Below are 16,330 nucleotides of genomic sequence, written 5' to 3'. Positions count from 1 at the left end.
GCAAAGTCCGCACATGGAATGCAAAGGAGCATGAAGTGGAGCGAATTTTGTTGTTATTATGGATGGGTTTACCTATAGAATATGGATTGAAAGATGTGTACAGTTTTAACAAAGCGAGCTGGCGAACAGGTTATGACAATAAGGGTCAGCACTTTGAAAAATGGAGAAGTGCGACTGCGAGTTATGACAATAAGACTTAACACTTTGTTGGTGAGCTGGTATGAAGGTGTTTACCATAAAGTTTCAGTTGAAGCGAAATGAGTGAGTAGCCAATGACAGGTCCACATGAAAGATTCAGTGGTGGTCTAAACAAGACACAATTATTAAAAAGCAACATCCAAAAGGATGTGTACATGGCTACATATCTTGCTACACTTGATGTTACGCAATGTCTATCCTCTGAAATTAGTGGCTTAAAATGACAGGAAAAATCATGTCCACAGGGGTGGAACCCACCCCAGAAACTGTAAAAATCAGCATTTTGGATAGACATACTGCTCACGGTGATAACATCATTTTAACACGAAATGAGGAAGTCAGACGCGGGGGAAAAAGGTGATTTTCTGCATTTTGGATAGAGGGGTGCAGAGAGTGATAAAGGTAGTTATGGCTGAAAATGTAGTGAAATCAAGGGTTTTGCGGTAGATGGGTACGGAGAAGTGGCGAAGGTATTTTGCTGTGGTCTGTATCCAAATCGCTTCATTGTTGAGAATAAAAAAGAAAATAGTACATGGGTCTATCCTATGAAGATTAGTTAAATGAGATTCATTTCGCTGCATAGCGGTTTAAATAAAATCTATTCACAAAAGAAAGGCTTTGAGAATGAGTTCAATTGGAGTATTAGGTGCAGGCACATGGGGAATGGCATTAGCCAGAATGCTTTCAAATAGCGGGCAGGATGTTACTGTGTGGTCGGCAATAAAAAAGGAAATAGATGATTTGTCTTCAACAAGGTGTCATCCAAACTTACCAGATATGATTATCCCAGACACTATAGTATTCACGAAATCAATTGAAGAAGTATGTGTACAAAAGGATATTATTTTGTTCGCAGTTCCTTCTGTTTTTGTTCGTAGTACAGCAGAAAAAGCACGTCAATATATCCCAGATGGTCAGATTGTAGTTGATGTTGCGAAGGGAATAGAAGCTGACACACTTTACACGATGTCGGAAGTAATTCGAGATGAAATACAGAAAGATGGATTACACCCTAATGCGAAGATTGTTGCTTTGTCGGGACCCACTCATGCAGAAGAAGTTGCCTGCGACATGCCAACTACAATCGTTTCTGCTTGTACTGATTTGGACGTGGCAGAGAAAGTACAGGATGTTTTTATGAACACCTGTATGCGTGTTTATACCAATGTGGATGTACACGGTGTTGAATTGTGTGGTGCATTGAAAAATATCATCGCATTGGCAGCCGGTATTTCTAAGGGATTAGGTTATGGCGATAATGCTAAGGCGGCACTCATTACAAGAGGTATGGCAGAAATATCTCGATTAGGAGTTGCCATGGGGTGCATGGAACAGACATTTAATGGTCTTGCAGGTATTGGCGATTTGATTGTGACCGCAACTAGTGAACACAGTAGAAATAATCGAGCTGGACAGTTGATTGGAAATGGTTGTTCACCTTCGGATGCAATCAAACGAGTTGGCATGGTTGTTGAAGGCGTTAATGCACTTCCAGCAGTTATGCAACTAATGCAGCGATATGACATTGATATGCCGATTGTTACTGCGGTTAATGCTGTTGTCAATGAAGGGGCAGATCCGAAAGAAATAGTGACCCGCCTCATGAGCAGAGATAAAAAGAGTGAGTTGCCAAAGTCCATTTTGGACATCAATTTTGAAAGTACAATATTAAAAAATAGAAGGAGTTCAACTGGAATGAGAAGCAGAAAAAATGTTATTTCACATATGAAGAGAGAAAAGCATTGCTGGAGTCTGTTCGTTATGTCAATCTTGTTATTCCTGAAGAAAATTGGGAACAGAAGAGAACAGATGTGCATGAATATCATGTAGATACTTTTGTAATGGGCGATGACTGGAAAGGTAAATTTGACTTCTTAAAAGATGAAGGCGTGGAAGTTGTTTATCTGCCAAGAACACCTGAAATCAGTACGACACAGATTAAGAATGATCTGAATAAGAAGTAAATTAAACTGGAAAAGCAGGGAGGAGTCCACTGAGTATGAATATAGGAACCTTTGCCCCAAATTATAATCGCATAGTGGATAAGACCCAGATCCCCACATGCAACATCATGGGTGTAAATATTGCGGCCATCAATATGGAGTGGTTGCTGGATTTTACAGATAAGAATATTAAAGATTTGTCCGGTGATTATATGTGTGTTTCAAACGTACATACCACTGTTACAGCTTCTGGTGATGCGGATTACTGTGCTGTCCAGAACGGCGGTATCATGGCTATTCCAGATGGTGGTCCTCTGTCTTCGGTTGGTCGGAAACGCGGATGCACGAATATGGAAAGGACCACGGGTCCGAGCTATATGGGAGAAATTTTGAAAATTTCTGCTGAAAAGGGATATCGGCATTATTTTTATGGTTCTACAGAGGAAACTTTGGAGAAATTGTATCAAGAACTGACCGCCAGTTATCCCGGCATTCAGATTGCCGGAATGTACAGCCCACCATTCAGACCGACAACTCCGGAAGAAGATGCTGCTGTGGTGAAACGCATCAATGAAACAAAACCGGATTTCGTTTGGGTTGGTCTTGGCGCTCCGAAGCAGGAAAAGTGGATGGCAGCACATCAGGGTGTGATTGATGGTTTTATGGTCGGTGTGGGTGCTGGTTTTGACTATTTTGCTGGAAATATTGAGAGAGCCCCGGAGTGGATGCAGAAGTGCAATCTGGAATGGGTGTATAGATTGATGCAGGATCCGAAGAGACTGTTCAAAAGATACTTGGTGACGAACACGAAGTTCATTTGGAATGCTGTGATAAGGGGAAAATAATGGTTCAAAAATTTCAAGACAAAGATTTTTATAATAATGGATTTGACTTGATACGCTATTGGGCTGCTATTAGCGTAATGCTCGGGCACTTTGCATGGAGGGCACAGGCCTTTACAAATACGCCAATAAAGGCGATGGATACAATGGTATCTATCATGCACTTTTTCCCGGGAGTCGTATTGCTTTTTGCAATTAGCGGATTTCTTGTTACAGCTTCTCTGGAGCGTTCTAAGTCAAAAAAGGAATATATGCTCAAACGAGTTGTACGTCTATACCCGGAACTGTGGGTATGTACTATTGTGAATCTTATTATGCTATGTATCGTAGTGCCGAATTTGCTGGATAAAAGTATTATTGTTTGGCTTGGAACGCAGGTTTTCGGTGTTGCCAACACCCCTAGCTGCCTATCAAATTTCGCAACAGGCAGTGTAAATGGTTCCCTTTGGACAATCTTCACGGAAATTCAACTTTACATTGTCATTTGCTTTTTCAATGGGTTTTTGAAGAAGATGAACAATGTGCAGTGGGGAATTGCGCTGACAGTAAGTGTTGCAGTCAATGTGGGCTGTGACTATGCCGCAAAATACTTCGGCGGGGCGATTGCCAAGATGATTGAACGGGCATTTGTGCCGTATTTCATTTGGTTCCTATTGGGATGCTTTATCTACCATAAGCGTGATGTACTTATTCCAGTTCTAAAAAAACTGACACTGCCGTTACTGGCTGTATATACAGTTCTGCGACTCTTAAACTGGAATCTTCCGGGATACTATGCGGGAATTATGGTTGGAATTCTAGCACCGCTAATTGCTATTGGGGGGGGGGGTACTGCTTACCTGCGATTCGTATCAAATGCGACCTCACCTACGGAATTTTCCTCTATCACTGGGTTGTGCTGAATGTAATTGTGCATTATGACTTGATTAACCTGTGGGACTGGGGTTGGTGCTTGTTACTGCTTGTTACAGTAACATTTGCTCTTGCATGGCTTTCCTGGCGTTTTGTAGGAAGGGCATCAGGAAAACTGATTAAACGAATTTTAAATAAAATGAACTGAGAGGAAATATGAATGCAAAAGAAAACTAAGGTTTGCATGATTGTACAGAATAAAATGGTCAAGGGTGGTATTGCTGCTGTAGTAAGCGGATATTATGGCTCTAAGTTGGAACAGGACTATGACATGATATATGTCGAGTCCTACAAAGATGGTGGAAAACTGACAAAGTTATTCAAGGGTATCTGCGGATATTTCCACTTTGCTAAAGTATTGTTGGTAGACAGTCCTGATATTGTACATATGCATTCTTCCTTTGGTCCTTCTTTTTATCGTTCACTTCCCTTTATCTATATGTCATCTTGGGCAAAGAAACCGATGATTAATCATATTCACGGTTCGGAGTTTGATAAGCTTTACACCAACGCATCTGAGCGAAAAAAGAAGCTGGTTCGGAAGGCGTGGAGTAAATGTGCCAGATTTATTGTTTTGTCAGAAAGTTGGAAAGAGCGATTTTCAGAAGTTATTCCAACCGAGAAAATGACGGTTATTGAAAATTACAGTATCGTAAAAGATGGAATTGACAGAAGTCTGTGCCACAATCAGGTGTTGTTTTTAGGAGCAATTAACCAGATGAAGGGCTGTTATGATATGGTCGATGTGACCAAGCGTGTAGCTGAAGTTGTACCGGATGTAAAAATGGTAGTCGCAGGTGCAGGTGAAATCGAGCAGGTAACGTCTAAAGCGACAGCAGAAGGTGTTGCTGGGCATTTTGTTTTCCCAGGCTGGGTTCGTGGAGAACAGAAAGAAAAACTACTGAAAGAGAGCGATATTTTCTTCCTGCCATCCTATACGGAAGGCATGCCCATGTCGGTGCTGGATGCAATGGGATATGGTTTACCGATTGTTTCTACCAATGTTGGGGGGATTCCGAGAATTGTGCATGAGGGCGAAAATGGCTTCCTGCGTGAGCCAGGAGATATGACTGGTTTTACGGAGAAGATTATTCAAATTCTGACGGATGATAGTATGAGACAAAATATGGGTGAGCAGAGTCTGAAAATTGTTAAAGAAAGATATTCGCTGGAGAAGCATATTGAGGAAATTGAGAAAGTGTATGAAGGAGTAATTTGCAAATGAAAATTGGAATAATTACATTCTGCGAAGCTGTGAATTATGGTGCTTTTTTACAGGCGTTTTCATTAGGTGAATTTTTGAAAGAAAACGATCAGGATGTGGAATATATTACTACAAGATCTTTGAAGTCATTTTATTGGAATATTCACAATTTATATGCGTATCATCTGGACCGAATTGCTTTCAGAAATGAGTTCAGACATAAATGGAATAAAGCACAGAAGAAATTAAAAAAGACGAAGAAAAAGAGCGGGTACGATCTTGTCATCATTGGAAGTGATGAGATGTGGCAGTTAAATGGAAAGACGGTAAAACCATTACCAGAATATTGGGGCGTGGGTATCGACAGCAAAAAGATTATCACTTATGCGGTTTGTTCTAACGGGACATCTTCAGAGCAGGCACGAGGATATCAGTTTGTAATGGATGGCATTCGTAAATTGGATAGTATTTCTGTTCGTGATACACGAACTCAGAGCGCCTATCAAGCATTAACAGATAAAGAAATCGGTGTGCATGTAGACCCTACATTTTTAATCGATCTAAGAAAGTATGCTGTTAAGCCCAAATTGGACAAGTATCTTTTAGTCTATACATATTCTTTTGATGCGGACAAAATTAAACGAACAAAAGAGTTTGCAAAGCAGAAAGGCTTAAAGATTGTAGCGGTTGGAAATAAGTTTGATTGGTGCGATTTTAGCCTTCCAGCATCACCTTTTGAAGTTTTAGGGCTTTTTATGAACGCAGAATATGTGGTGACGGATACATTTCATGGAACTGCATTGTCGATTCATTTTCATAGGCAATTCTGTACATTTGCAGATGGAAAAGAAAAAATACTTGAGCTCATTAAAGAATTTCATTTAGAACACAGAAATGCTTGTAGGTATGGAACACTGAGTGAAATGGAGCAGGTTCCAGTGGATTATGAAAAAGTTTCAGAAGAATTAAAAGAAAAAAGAGATAAATCTCAGCAGTACTTAAGAGGATTTATTTCTTAAGGAGGTTAGTAATGAAGCGGGTTCTTGTATATGGAATGACTGATAATCTGGGCGGTATGGAAACTTTTATGCTGAGTTATATACGAGGGATGCAGGATAACGATATTGTGTTTGACTTTATTGCCCCGTATGAAAAAATTGCAATTGAACAAGAAGTAATTGCCCTTGGGGGAAAAGTATACCATCTTCCGAGCAGAAAAAAATCATTTTTTGAATACCATCGCAGATTCAAAGAGTATATGCAGGAACATGCTAATGAGTATGACGCCGTATGGCTGAATGACTGTATGTTCTGTAATTTAGATTTGTTAAAGTTCGCAAAGAAATTTGGTATTAAAACAAGAATTATACATGCTCATAACTCTGAAGCAATGGGAAGTAAATCACAGCTGATTCGTCATACGATAAATAAAAATTTTGTGGTGAAATATGCAACTGATTTTTGGGCTTGCTCTGATTTGGCGGCTGAATGGAGCTATCCCAATTCTGTGAAAGAGAATAAAAACTACAAAGTGATTCCAAACGCAATCAATACGATAAATTACCGCTTTCGGGAAGAGGTACGCTGTAAGATGAGAAAAGATTTGGGCTTGGAAGATAACTTTGTTATAGGAAATGTCGGTAGGTTACACTTTCAGAAGAATCAGGACTTCATGATAGAAATTTTTCGTGAATTAATTAAGAAAATACCAAATGCAGTCTTATTGTTGATTGGCAGCGGAGAAGATGAGAAGAGATTAAAAGAAAAGGTAAGAACATACGGTTTAGAAGATAATATACATTTTTTTGGATTAAGAAAAGATGTACCGGATTTGCTTCAGGCTATGGATGTGTTTTTAATGCCATCCCGATTTGAAGGATTAGGAATTGTTGCGATTGAAGCACAGACGGCTGGATTGCCTTGTATTATGTCTGATGTAATTCCACATGAAACAAAAGTGACGGAAAATGCAGTTTATTTGAGCTTAGGGACATCTGCAGAACAGTGGTCAAAACAAATAGAAAAGTTTTACGACTTCAAAAGAAAAGATGAGTGCACAAGCGTTATTGAACATGGATTTGATATCAAAGTAGCTTCTCAGAAACTTTTTGCGTGGTTTGAAAGTATTTAGATTTGTAGTATAGACACATAAAGGGGAACATCATGAAGGCTTATGTTGCAAAACATACAACAGATGATATTAGGATGAAATCGAGATCCGGCGGTGCTTTTTTTGCAATAGCACAGCGATTTATGGATGAATACGATGGTGTAGTGTATGGGTGCTATTTTGAAATCGGTGAAAAAGCAGCTAAACATATTAGAATAGATAATTCGGCGGATCTGCCTAAATTGCAGGGGTCTAAATATGTACAAAGTGACAGTTCAGAGGGAATGAAACAAGCACTGATAGATTTACATAATGGTAAAAAAGTGCTGTTTTCAGGAACAGCTTGTCAAGTTGCAGGAATAATTAGTGCGTGCCCTAAGGTTGAAAAGAATAATCTTTTTACGCTGGATATAGTATGTCGGGGAATTCCGAGCCCTGGTGTATGCACCGCATGGCTTAATAAGAAAATGGAAAGTATTGATGAAGAGTTGGTTCAATTCGATTTTCGGAATAAATCTAAATTCGGATGGGCGGCAGCTAAGGAAACAATTTACACAAACTCCAAACAGTATGATAGTGATGAATATGCAAAATTATTTTATGGACATAACATGATACGACCTAGCTGTTACAAGTGCTTGTATAGAGGGCTGAATCGTGTATCAGATATAACATTGGGAGACGCTTGGGGAGTAGGAGAAGCAGATTTCTTTGATGAAAAAGGCATATCACTGGTTTTGGTTAATTCCAATCGCGGAGAAAAAATGATGGAAGATGTAGACTTGTATGTAAGAAAAGTAGATATTCAAAATTATATGCAGCCTGCACTTACAGAATCGTTTAAGGAACCTGCGGATAGAAACGCATTTTGGAGAAAATATCATTCGTCTGACATTCTAGATGTAATGTTATTTGAAAATGGAACTGGCCTGTTCAAGGTTAAACGATATGTGAGAAAAGCAGCATATCAATTATTTAGAAGATTGGGAAAAAACGATGAAAATTTATCAAAATAAGGCTGGAGTGTATTTACCAGATGAGTGCCAACCAGTATCAAATAAGTGGCAGAAATATAGACCACACGAATCGGTGCGCTATGTTTTTGTGAAAGATTCTGAAAATGAGAAAAAGCTACCGGAACTATACGCAAAGCGTGAAGAATGTTGTGGATGCGGTGCATGTTATGCGGTGTGTCCCTTGAGTGGAGATGACAGACCAATTCGAGCAAAACGGAATATAGAAGGAAATCTTAACGGTGAAGATGGTTATAATTTTAGCTGCCAAATAGGAAAAAATCTTGTGAAGGATTATATTCATACCGGCGCAATAACTCTCTTGCCTGACGAAGAGGGATTTTTATACCCCGTTGTTGATGCCGAAATTTGTATAAGATGTTACAAATGTATCAATGCGTGTCCAAACCATTGATTGTGTAACGGAATGTGAGGAACACAGCATAATGAAGAAGAGAGTTTTTATTTTAAGTAACAGCAAATTGCCACATGGGGATGCTAATTCTAATTATATTTTATATATGAGCAAAGCCTTAGCTTATGCCGGATGGGATGTAATTGCAATCGGAAGCCATAATGGTGAAGATAGAACCGAAGTACAAGTTGACGAAAATTTAATTTGTGTTAATATTCCGTTTCAGAAGAAAAAGATGCCAATGAAAATCAAGGGAACGCTGTTATTTGGAAATCTAATACATCGTGAGTTGAGCAAATGGAATATTAATTCAGATGATTATTTCATCTTGTATGGCGGATATATTAGTTTGTTTTCACAAATAGCAAAAAAATATCAATGCATTCCTAAAAAACATATAATTACATGCGTAGTAGAATGGCCGATGGCAAGCCAGTATAAGTTTGGCAAGCTAGATCCTGTGTATCTATTATGGCATAGGATATTTTATAAATGGATGCCATATTGGGGAAAAGTGATTGTAATTAGCAAAAATCTTCAAAGGCATTTTGATGCTTTGAGTTGTAGTACTTTTTATTTACCGCCTTTAATCGATTCGGAAGAATCCGGCTTGGGTGAAGTTTGTGAAAATGGTAACCCAGTTAAATTTATCTATGCTGGTGCGTTTTCTAAGAAAGATGCACTTGATAGCATGTTAATTGCCTTGGATTTACTTTCCGGTGAAGAATTGGAGAAGTTCCAATTTCACATAACAAATAATAAACCTGAGCAGATCAAAGAATATCTGGGAAAATACGGATACATATTAGATAAATTTAAAAATATTCTTCATATTCACGGATGGCTCGAATACGAAGAATTGATGAGCTTATATTCTACTGCAGACTATTTGTTGTTAGCAAGACCGAATAATCAATATACGATATCAAATTTTCCGAGTAAGGTTCCTGAAATGATGAATTATGGAATCGTACCGGTTTGTACCAGAGTAGGTGATTATACGGAAGACTTTTTGACAGACAATGTTGACAGCATCATTTTTGATGGTTGCGAACCAGAAGATTGTGCAAATGCAATAAGAAGAGCTATATCAAAGTCTTTTGAAGAAAGACAACAATTAAAAAATAACTCCAAAGAAAATTCGAAAACAATGTTTGATTATAGAAGTTGGAGTAACAGATTGAATAAGTTTCTTGAAGTGTGAATGTCAGAAATAAAGAGGGAGTAACGCATGATCAGTGTAATAACACCTACATATAATTCAGAAGAATATTTAGAAGAGTGTATTAAAGGTATGATGTCTCAAACTTATCGAGATTTTGAACACATTATTGTAGACGGCGGATCTAAAGATGGGACGCTTGAAATTATAAAGAAATATGAAGGAAAATATCCGATGCGCTGGATAAGTGAGAAGGATAATGGTATGTATGATGCTATTTCAAAAGGATTCAAAATGGCAAAAGGAGATGTCTTTTGTTGGATTAATTCCGATGATATGTATATGCCTTGGACGCTTGCTACCATCAATAAGGTAATCAATAAAGAGGTCAACGGACATAAAGTTCAGTGGTGTGTAGGACTTGGTTCACGGTATACTGAGGATGGAATTAATTATGTCGTTGGTAAAGGCATTCAGGTGTTTCCACATCAATTTATTCGTAAAGGCTGGCACAATGGACCTAAATTGGGATGTCTGCAACAAGAATCAAGTTTTTGGAGTAGAGCATTGTATGAATCTGTTGGTGGTATTGATACCCATTTTAAACTCGCTGGTGATTTTGATTTGTGGAAGCGTTTTGCGGAAAAGGAGCGATTGTATAGCATCAATTCCGTTGTTTCTGGTTTTAGAATTCACGAAGGACAGAAGTCAGGCGATAGGTTGGCATACCTAAATGAAGAAGGCGGCATGAAATCTTACGAAAGAGTGCTGGCGAAACTGAAGATTTATAAGATTATTGATAGGATTGTTTCAGTCAGGAGTAAAGATTTGGCGATTCATGTAGAGGAGTTGTAATCAATTAAATATATCCTGATTGGCGTTTTAAGGGGGAGTAAAGTGAAAATCACGATTGGTGAAAACAAGGTGATATGTAATACTAATATCAATACTATTTTGCAGTATTTCTTGATATATTTACTGATAATATCACACGGCGCAAAAATCTATTCGTTAAATGAATGGACATTTACATACATGAGTTTAATTATCGGTGTTGTGTACATTCTGATGAATAGAAATAAATTTCAAAATAAATATATTGTCCATATGCTGCTTATTGCTGTTTTAATGTTTGTATTAGTATTTGTTCACAGTCAGCCATATTTTGTCACTGCTGCAATCAAGGTTATAGAACCACTCATCCTTTTATTTACTGCATTTAATATCGATAAAGAGCATTTTTTTAATAGAGTTGTGAAGGCTATTCTCTTCTTTGCAGTAATAAGCTTAGGATTCTATCTTGTTCAGATTTTTGATGCCAGTAAATTAAAACAATATTTGGTACAAGTTCCTGGTTGGGAACTGAGTGACTTTTATGGTACGCTTTTTTATACCTATCGTGGAGTGTATGCCGGTTTCAGAAATAATGGGATTTTTACAGAACCAGGTTTATATCAAATGGTACTTAATGCGGCGCTGATGATTGAACTTTACTTTCCGGAATATCTTGAGATGCCCAAGAAACATTATACAATAAGCATATTGCTTCTCATCATTACCATCTTAACAACTGGTAGTACGACTGGATATATGTCTTTGGGGATTATTATTGTTGGATTTCTTGTCAAGCGTAATACTGATATACTAAATCGGCGAGCACGAAGATATGTTATTGGCATTATAGTTGTTGTTCTGATTTTCTTAATTATTAACAACAGTATGCGTGGTACAGATAGTATTTTGAATATTTTTGTGTTTTCAAAATTTAATGAGATGCAAAGTTTTGAAAATGCATCAGGGAATGCTAGATTATCGATGATGAATGTATGTGGTGAGATAATCAAAAATAATCCTTTGGCGTTGTTCTTAGGCTCAGGATTTACTGCATTAACCAATGCTATTGTAACTAGTGGGGTTTATGCGACAGGTGCGTTTATTGTAAGTTTTGCAACAGTAGCAGGAATCCCTGTGGCAATATTTGTTTATTACCCGTATATTCTAAAGCCAATTCTCAAAAAGAAGAATATTATATTAGGATTAGTATTTGCACTGGTGTGGCTGAATACAAGTTTAGCACAATCAAGATATATTTATCCGTTTTTAATTCTGTTACCTTATTTATTGGATGGAGCCAATAGAAAAAGGAACGCAATAGAAGTGGAGAGGTAGACGCATATTATGTATGAAATATTTGAAAATGCAAGAGACAATCAAGAAATATTTGAAGCTTATTCAAATTTACAAAATTATAAGGTTTTGAATTTTGACAGGCAGGGGGAGTACTGTTACATATTTTTTACTTCCCATGGTTTGTTTTTTCCAACAACAATTTCAGAATTTAAAAAAGAAGTTGTTGAAAAAGATAAATTTGAATGGATGAATATTGGAAGCGAACAAAAACTTCAAGAAAAAGCTGCAAAGCAGATTTTTGTTAGGGATATTTATAAAAATTTCTGTATTGAAGGGATTAACGCGGAATTTAACAGCCATTATAAGGTCGCTGAAAAACTGAAAATGTTAACTCAAGGATATAAAGTAGTTACAGTTGGATCTTCGGCAGGTGGATTCATGGCAATACTATTTGGATGTTTATTGAATGCAGAAGCAATTTATGCTTTTTCCCCACAGATATCGCTGGAAATCTATAACAAATATCATCCAATTAGATATTTCGATAAATATCGTGTTGAGCAGCAGTATATGGATTTGAAACAGTTGATAAATGAATACAAGGGTACATTGTATTTCTTCTATGCGAATGCCTGTGACGAAGATATTGCACAATATGAGCATATTGCAGATCTGGAGAATGTAAGATTCTTTTCAATTAATGGGAAAGTGCATGGAGCACCTTTGTATGGTATTTCTATTAGAGAAGTACTATGTATGTCGTACTGTGAGCTGGATAATCTTTTCAAAAAATACAATAAAAGAAAAATTAGCCCAGAAAGATTCATGTTTGCAACCAATAGTCCTATGGAAAGTATACCCTATATTTGCGGTCGAATGGTAAAAAAGACTATTCGGAAAATAAAAAAAACCGGAGGACGATAGCAATCTTATGAACAAAATATTTACAAAATATAGTAGTATGTCTGCACCAGTAAAGGCATCGCTTTGGTTTGTTTTTGCAGTGTTGTTCAGCGTACTTTGATAGACGTAAACCTTGTTGTACGACATCCGTTTGGAATCGATATATTGGAAATTGATAGTATGAGAGTTCAGACGGTGGGGGGATTGGGATATGTGGTAGATGGTTCAAATATAAATACTACGTTTACTATGATGTTATATTACGGAGTGCTTCCGGGACTTTTATATTTATTATTGCAGATAAAAGCGTGTTTTAAGATGACGGATAATCGTTGTATTTCTGCTGTGATTCTTATTATTACATTAATCATTATAAATACTGAACCCCATTATATGACATTATTGTTTACCACATTTTTCATGTATTTTGCACGAAAGATTGAAAACAAAAAAGCTTATGAAATACAATTTGAAGGATAGAAAAAATATGATTGATCAGCTGAAGGAAATAATTACAAACAATAAAAAATTATTTGAAAATATTATCGGGGCATTTGTGGTTAAAGGAGGATCTTTAATTGTTTCTGTCGTGCTTCTTCCATTGTATCTTAGATTCTTTGGAGACCAAACTGTTCTGGGAATTTGGTATACAATTCTTTCTATATTAAATTGGGTGGTGCTCTTTGATCTAGGTTTAGGGCAAGGTTTAAGAAATCAGCTTCCTGCTTTTATTGAAAAAAATGATCAAAAAGGTATAAGGGATAGTATTTCAACGACATATATTCTTATGTCAATCATTGCTATCGTGATTGGAATAGCAGGCTATGCCTGTATTCCTTTAGCAGATTGGAACAGTATTTTCAATGTCTCTTCATCATTGGTTGAAAATTTCATTTTAGTCAAATGTGTTCGAATTGTTTTTATTGGGATAATGTTGCAGATTGTTTTGAAAATTATTACATCTATCCTGTATGCATATCAACGTTCTGCAATAGTTAATGCTTTAGCCCTGTTCACGAATATTCTAATTCTGCTTTTCCTTTTGGTTTTGCCATCGAAAAGTATTTCTGAAAACCTTCTTATGATGTCTTGGGTTAACGTATTGGCGGCTAACGTTCCCTACATAATATGTAGCATTGTAGTATTTTCAACCATGTTAAAAGGTAAGGTTCCTAGTTTCAAATGTTTCAATAAAAATTACATCAAGCAAATTTGTAACGTGGGAATAGCACTTCTTTGGCTTCAGATCGTTTTTATGGTTGTTTCTTCGGCAAATGAATTTTTGATTTCAAATTTTACTGCACCAGAATATGTTGTTGAATATCAGGCGTATTTCAAGATATTTAAAACCGCCGCAATGATAATTTCACTTGCATTAACTCCTGTTTGGTCAGCAGTAACGAAAGCACAAGCCCAAAAGAATTATGTCTGGATATTGAAAATATACCGTATATTTTTAATTTTAACATTGGCATGCTTTGTCGCGGAACTTCTGATTGTCCCTTTTTTGGGTGTAGTATTTGATATTTGGCTTGGTACAGGGGTAATTCGTGCAAACTTAGTATACGGGTTAGTATTTGTATGTTCAAGTGTCGTTTTTGTTGCACATAATGTGAATACTACGATAGGCAACGGTATGTCATATTTTAAGTTACAAATGATTTGGATGACGTTCGCTGGAATTATTTTTATACCGTTGGCCTATATTTTGGTTCAGATTACTAGAAGTTGGATAGCCGTTGTTCTTGCTAATGTGCTAGCTATGTTGCCATACGAAGTTTTGGCACCTATATTCACTATAAAGAAATTGAAGAATAAAATTGAGGAATAGCAAAGATGAACTTGGATAAGAAACAGAGAAATTTATATTTGGACATTATGAAAGGCATTTCAATTTTTCTAGTACTTCTCGGACATTCCATTCAATATGGAAGTAAGATTTCTTATGTGGGAAGTAGGCTGTTTTTTAATGATCCGGTTTTTAAGCTGATTTACAGTTTTCATATGCCTCTGTTCGCATTGTTGAGTGGATATTTGTTCTTCTATACAATAGAAGCGTACTCCGAAAGAGCTGGTTATAAACCGTGTGAAAACGCTTGTACTTCCTATTATCTGCTGGGGAACAATCGATTTTGCAGTCAGAATATTAACGGGGCAATTGAACGGGTCAGGAATCATCTGGTGGGTTAAGCGTTATGTGATTACTTTGTTTGGAACGCTTTGGTTTTTGTGGGCGATATTGCTATGCTCTGCTATAGTAGCCGGAATCCATTATCTATTTAGGGACAATAAGGCTGTAATGTTGCTTTTGATGATTGCCTTCTTTATTACTCCGGATAAATTCAATTTAGGGTATATGAAATTTTTGTATCCATTTTTTGTTGCTGGTTATATGTGGAATTTACATGGTGTAAGAGTCAGAAATAAAATTCAGAAGGTTGTATTGATAGTATCAGGCTTTGTGCTTTTAATCTTGTTGCACTTTATGCAGACGGGCACTTATATTTATATTTCTGGATTTGCAATATTAGGAAAAGAAAATCCATGGATACAAATGTATTACGATTTATACCGATGGACTATCGGCTTTGCTGGATCGGTATTTGTGCTTTCAGGAATTAATTTATTAATGAATGTGACAGTGAATAAATTCAAAACCGCCAAATATCTAGGGGTGGTGGGAACGCTCTCTATGGGAATTTATGCAGTACAGGGATATGTTTTTCAATATGTCATAATACCAGTCTTTGCAATAGTAGGAGTAGATGTTCCTTTTATATTGGTAATTGTTGAGGCGCTGTTGATTTTGGGCATTTGCTGTGGAATAACGCTTTTTTTAAAAAAGATAAAACCATTAAGCATTTGCTTATTAGGTGGAAGATAGAATACTTTATAGAAGAATTTGCATATATGATCTTTAAGCATGTTTGTTCACATTCTTGTAACGGATATACCCCCCGTTTGAGGCATGTTATGCAGATACAAATAAATTCTTTAGGTTAGAATCGATGATGGGGTAAACGAAAAAGCAGTTTTGACATTCCAGTGAACTGCCCTTTCGTTTATGCACATAGAAGGCAATGCCATTAAGCTAGGGTCCATAGAAAGGGTCAGGTACCGGAAATTTTTCATAAAGAAAGTCTAAAAGTTTTATAAACACGCCGCACAACCTGTGCGGTAGTCATCCAAGTCAACAGCCTCTGCGTGGCGGATGATAGACAGCTATAAATAGCTGACCGATAGTTGACAGTGTGTGGAAATAGAAATCTATTGAGGTATGAAAAATGCCAATTACATTGTATCATGTAAGTTTTAACGTGGATGAGCCATTATATAAGAAATTTATTCCGAGAATACCAGACAACACAATTAATGAGGAAGATACAGAAACGGCGAGAGTATGTTTTAGGAGTGACATTGGGGTCAGACCCCAATGTGGTCAACTTAAGCCCAGAATGCTGAAAATTCAACGATTCTGGGCTTATATTCTGGATTTTT

14 protein-coding genes and 3 pseudogenes are annotated in these 16,330 nt (G+C 37.0%); all 17 read left to right on the top strand.

Annotated features, from left to right (window positions below; all coding sequences use genetic code 11):
• Window positions 1-822: 822 nt before the first annotated feature.
• A pseudogene (locus I4V44_RS05265) lies at window positions 823-1,824 on the top strand (NAD(P)H-dependent glycerol-3-phosphate dehydrogenase); the annotation flags it as partial.
• A gap of 56 nt (window positions 1,825-1,880) precedes the next feature.
• A pseudogene (locus I4V44_RS05260) lies at window positions 1,881-2,162 on the top strand (glycerol-3-phosphate cytidylyltransferase); the annotation flags it as partial.
• Window positions 2,163-2,197: 35 nt separating this feature from the next.
• On the top strand, window positions 2,198-2,986 hold the full coding sequence (locus I4V44_RS05255; RefSeq protein ID WP_226839744.1) for a WecB/TagA/CpsF family glycosyltransferase: 789 nt from the start codon (window positions 2,198-2,200) through the stop codon (window positions 2,984-2,986).
• Window positions 2,986-3,885 (top strand): acyltransferase family protein, encoded by a 900-nt coding sequence (locus I4V44_RS05250; RefSeq protein WP_196002443.1) that lies wholly within the window; start codon window positions 2,986-2,988, stop codon window positions 3,883-3,885. Before I4V44_RS05255 ends, I4V44_RS05250 begins: the two co-directional genes overlap by 1 nt.
• Before the next feature lie 170 nt (window positions 3,886-4,055).
• Window positions 4,056-5,120: a glycosyltransferase family 4 protein gene (locus I4V44_RS05245; RefSeq protein ID WP_202017211.1), complete on the top strand. Its 1,065-nt coding sequence runs from the start codon at window positions 4,056-4,058 to the stop codon at window positions 5,118-5,120.
• A complete protein-coding gene (locus I4V44_RS05240; protein WP_118567171.1) occupies window positions 5,117-6,118 on the top strand; it encodes a polysaccharide pyruvyl transferase family protein in 1,002 nt (333 codons plus the stop codon). Before I4V44_RS05245 ends, I4V44_RS05240 begins: the two co-directional genes overlap by 4 nt.
• Window positions 6,119-6,129: 11 nt before the next feature.
• Window positions 6,130-7,230 (top strand): glycosyltransferase family 1 protein, encoded by a 1,101-nt coding sequence (locus tag I4V44_RS05235; RefSeq protein WP_118567170.1) that lies wholly within the window; start codon window positions 6,130-6,132, stop codon window positions 7,228-7,230.
• 32 nt (window positions 7,231-7,262) lie between these two features.
• Window positions 7,263-8,225: a Coenzyme F420 hydrogenase/dehydrogenase, beta subunit C-terminal domain gene (locus I4V44_RS05230; RefSeq protein ID WP_118567169.1), complete on the top strand. Its 963-nt coding sequence runs from the start codon at window positions 7,263-7,265 to the stop codon at window positions 8,223-8,225.
• Complete coding sequence (locus I4V44_RS05225) at window positions 8,206-8,637, top strand: 4Fe-4S binding protein (RefSeq protein ID WP_118567168.1); 432 nt, start codon at window positions 8,206-8,208, stop codon at window positions 8,635-8,637. The genes I4V44_RS05230 and I4V44_RS05225 overlap by 20 nt, the downstream gene beginning before the upstream one ends.
• Window positions 8,638-8,668: 31 nt before the next feature.
• Window positions 8,669-9,841 (top strand): glycosyltransferase family 4 protein, encoded by a 1,173-nt coding sequence (locus tag I4V44_RS05220; protein ID WP_173679635.1) that lies wholly within the window; start codon window positions 8,669-8,671, stop codon window positions 9,839-9,841.
• A gap of 27 nt (window positions 9,842-9,868) precedes the next feature.
• The gene (locus I4V44_RS05215) at window positions 9,869-10,654 is read left to right on the top strand and encodes a glycosyltransferase family 2 protein (protein WP_118567166.1); all 786 of its coding nucleotides are present in this window, start codon (window positions 9,869-9,871) and stop codon (window positions 10,652-10,654) included.
• A gap of 42 nt (window positions 10,655-10,696) precedes the next feature.
• Window positions 10,697-11,968 carry an O-antigen ligase family protein gene (locus I4V44_RS17875; protein ID WP_118567165.1) on the top strand — a complete coding sequence of 424 codons (1,272 nt, stop codon included), beginning with the start codon at window positions 10,697-10,699 and terminating at the stop codon, window positions 11,966-11,968.
• 9 nt (window positions 11,969-11,977) lie between these two features.
• Entirely contained in the window at window positions 11,978-12,853 is an 876-nt protein-coding gene (locus I4V44_RS05205) for a hypothetical protein (RefSeq protein ID WP_118567164.1), read from the top strand.
• 159 nt (window positions 12,854-13,012) lie between these two features.
• Entirely contained in the window at window positions 13,013-13,312 is a 300-nt protein-coding gene (locus I4V44_RS05200) for a hypothetical protein (RefSeq protein WP_173679636.1), read from the top strand.
• 7 nt (window positions 13,313-13,319) lie between these two features.
• Window positions 13,320-14,663, top strand: coding sequence for a lipopolysaccharide biosynthesis protein (locus tag I4V44_RS05195; protein WP_118567162.1), 1,344 nt, complete (start codon window positions 13,320-13,322; stop codon window positions 14,661-14,663).
• 5 nt (window positions 14,664-14,668) lie between these two features.
• Window positions 14,669-15,716: pseudogene (locus tag I4V44_RS05185) on the top strand (acyltransferase family protein).
• A 400-nt stretch (window positions 15,717-16,116) separates the two neighbouring features.
• Window positions 16,117-16,330: hypothetical protein (locus tag I4V44_RS17420; protein WP_207744230.1), on the top strand; the 214-nt coding region annotated here is incomplete at its 3' end.

Source organism: Blautia sp. 1001283B150304_161114_C9, assembly GCF_015668165.1.
GTDB lineage: Bacteria > Bacillota > Clostridia > Lachnospirales > Lachnospiraceae > Blautia_A > Blautia_A wexlerae.
The sequence above is the reverse complement of the archived record's forward strand: the minus strand, read 5'-3'. Positions and strand labels throughout refer to the sequence as shown.

What these genes read in the sequence shown, in the direction of transcription:
- I4V44_RS05255 (WP_226839744.1), top strand. Translation starts at nt 2,198, where the DNA reads ATGAATATAGGAACCTTTGCCCCAAATTATAATCGCATAGTGGATAAG.
- I4V44_RS05250 (WP_196002443.1), top strand. Translation starts at nt 2,986, where the DNA reads ATGGTTCAAAAATTTCAAGACAAAGATTTTTATAATAATGGATTTGAC.
- I4V44_RS05245 (WP_202017211.1), top strand. Translation starts at nt 4,056, where the DNA reads ATGCAAAAGAAAACTAAGGTTTGCATGATTGTACAGAATAAAATGGTC.
- I4V44_RS05240 (WP_118567171.1), top strand. Translation starts at nt 5,117, where the DNA reads ATGAAAATTGGAATAATTACATTCTGCGAAGCTGTGAATTATGGTGCT.
- I4V44_RS05235 (WP_118567170.1), top strand. Translation starts at nt 6,130, where the DNA reads ATGAAGCGGGTTCTTGTATATGGAATGACTGATAATCTGGGCGGTATG.
- I4V44_RS05230 (WP_118567169.1), top strand. Translation starts at nt 7,263, where the DNA reads ATGAAGGCTTATGTTGCAAAACATACAACAGATGATATTAGGATGAAA.
- I4V44_RS05225 (WP_118567168.1), top strand. Translation starts at nt 8,206, where the DNA reads ATGAAAATTTATCAAAATAAGGCTGGAGTGTATTTACCAGATGAGTGC.
- I4V44_RS05220 (WP_173679635.1), top strand. Translation starts at nt 8,669, where the DNA reads ATGAAGAAGAGAGTTTTTATTTTAAGTAACAGCAAATTGCCACATGGG.
- I4V44_RS05215 (WP_118567166.1), top strand. Translation starts at nt 9,869, where the DNA reads ATGATCAGTGTAATAACACCTACATATAATTCAGAAGAATATTTAGAA.
- I4V44_RS05205 (WP_118567164.1), top strand. Translation starts at nt 11,978, where the DNA reads ATGTATGAAATATTTGAAAATGCAAGAGACAATCAAGAAATATTTGAA.
- I4V44_RS05200 (WP_173679636.1), top strand. Translation starts at nt 13,013, where the DNA reads ATGAGAGTTCAGACGGTGGGGGGATTGGGATATGTGGTAGATGGTTCA.
- I4V44_RS05195 (WP_118567162.1), top strand. Translation starts at nt 13,320, where the DNA reads ATGATTGATCAGCTGAAGGAAATAATTACAAACAATAAAAAATTATTT.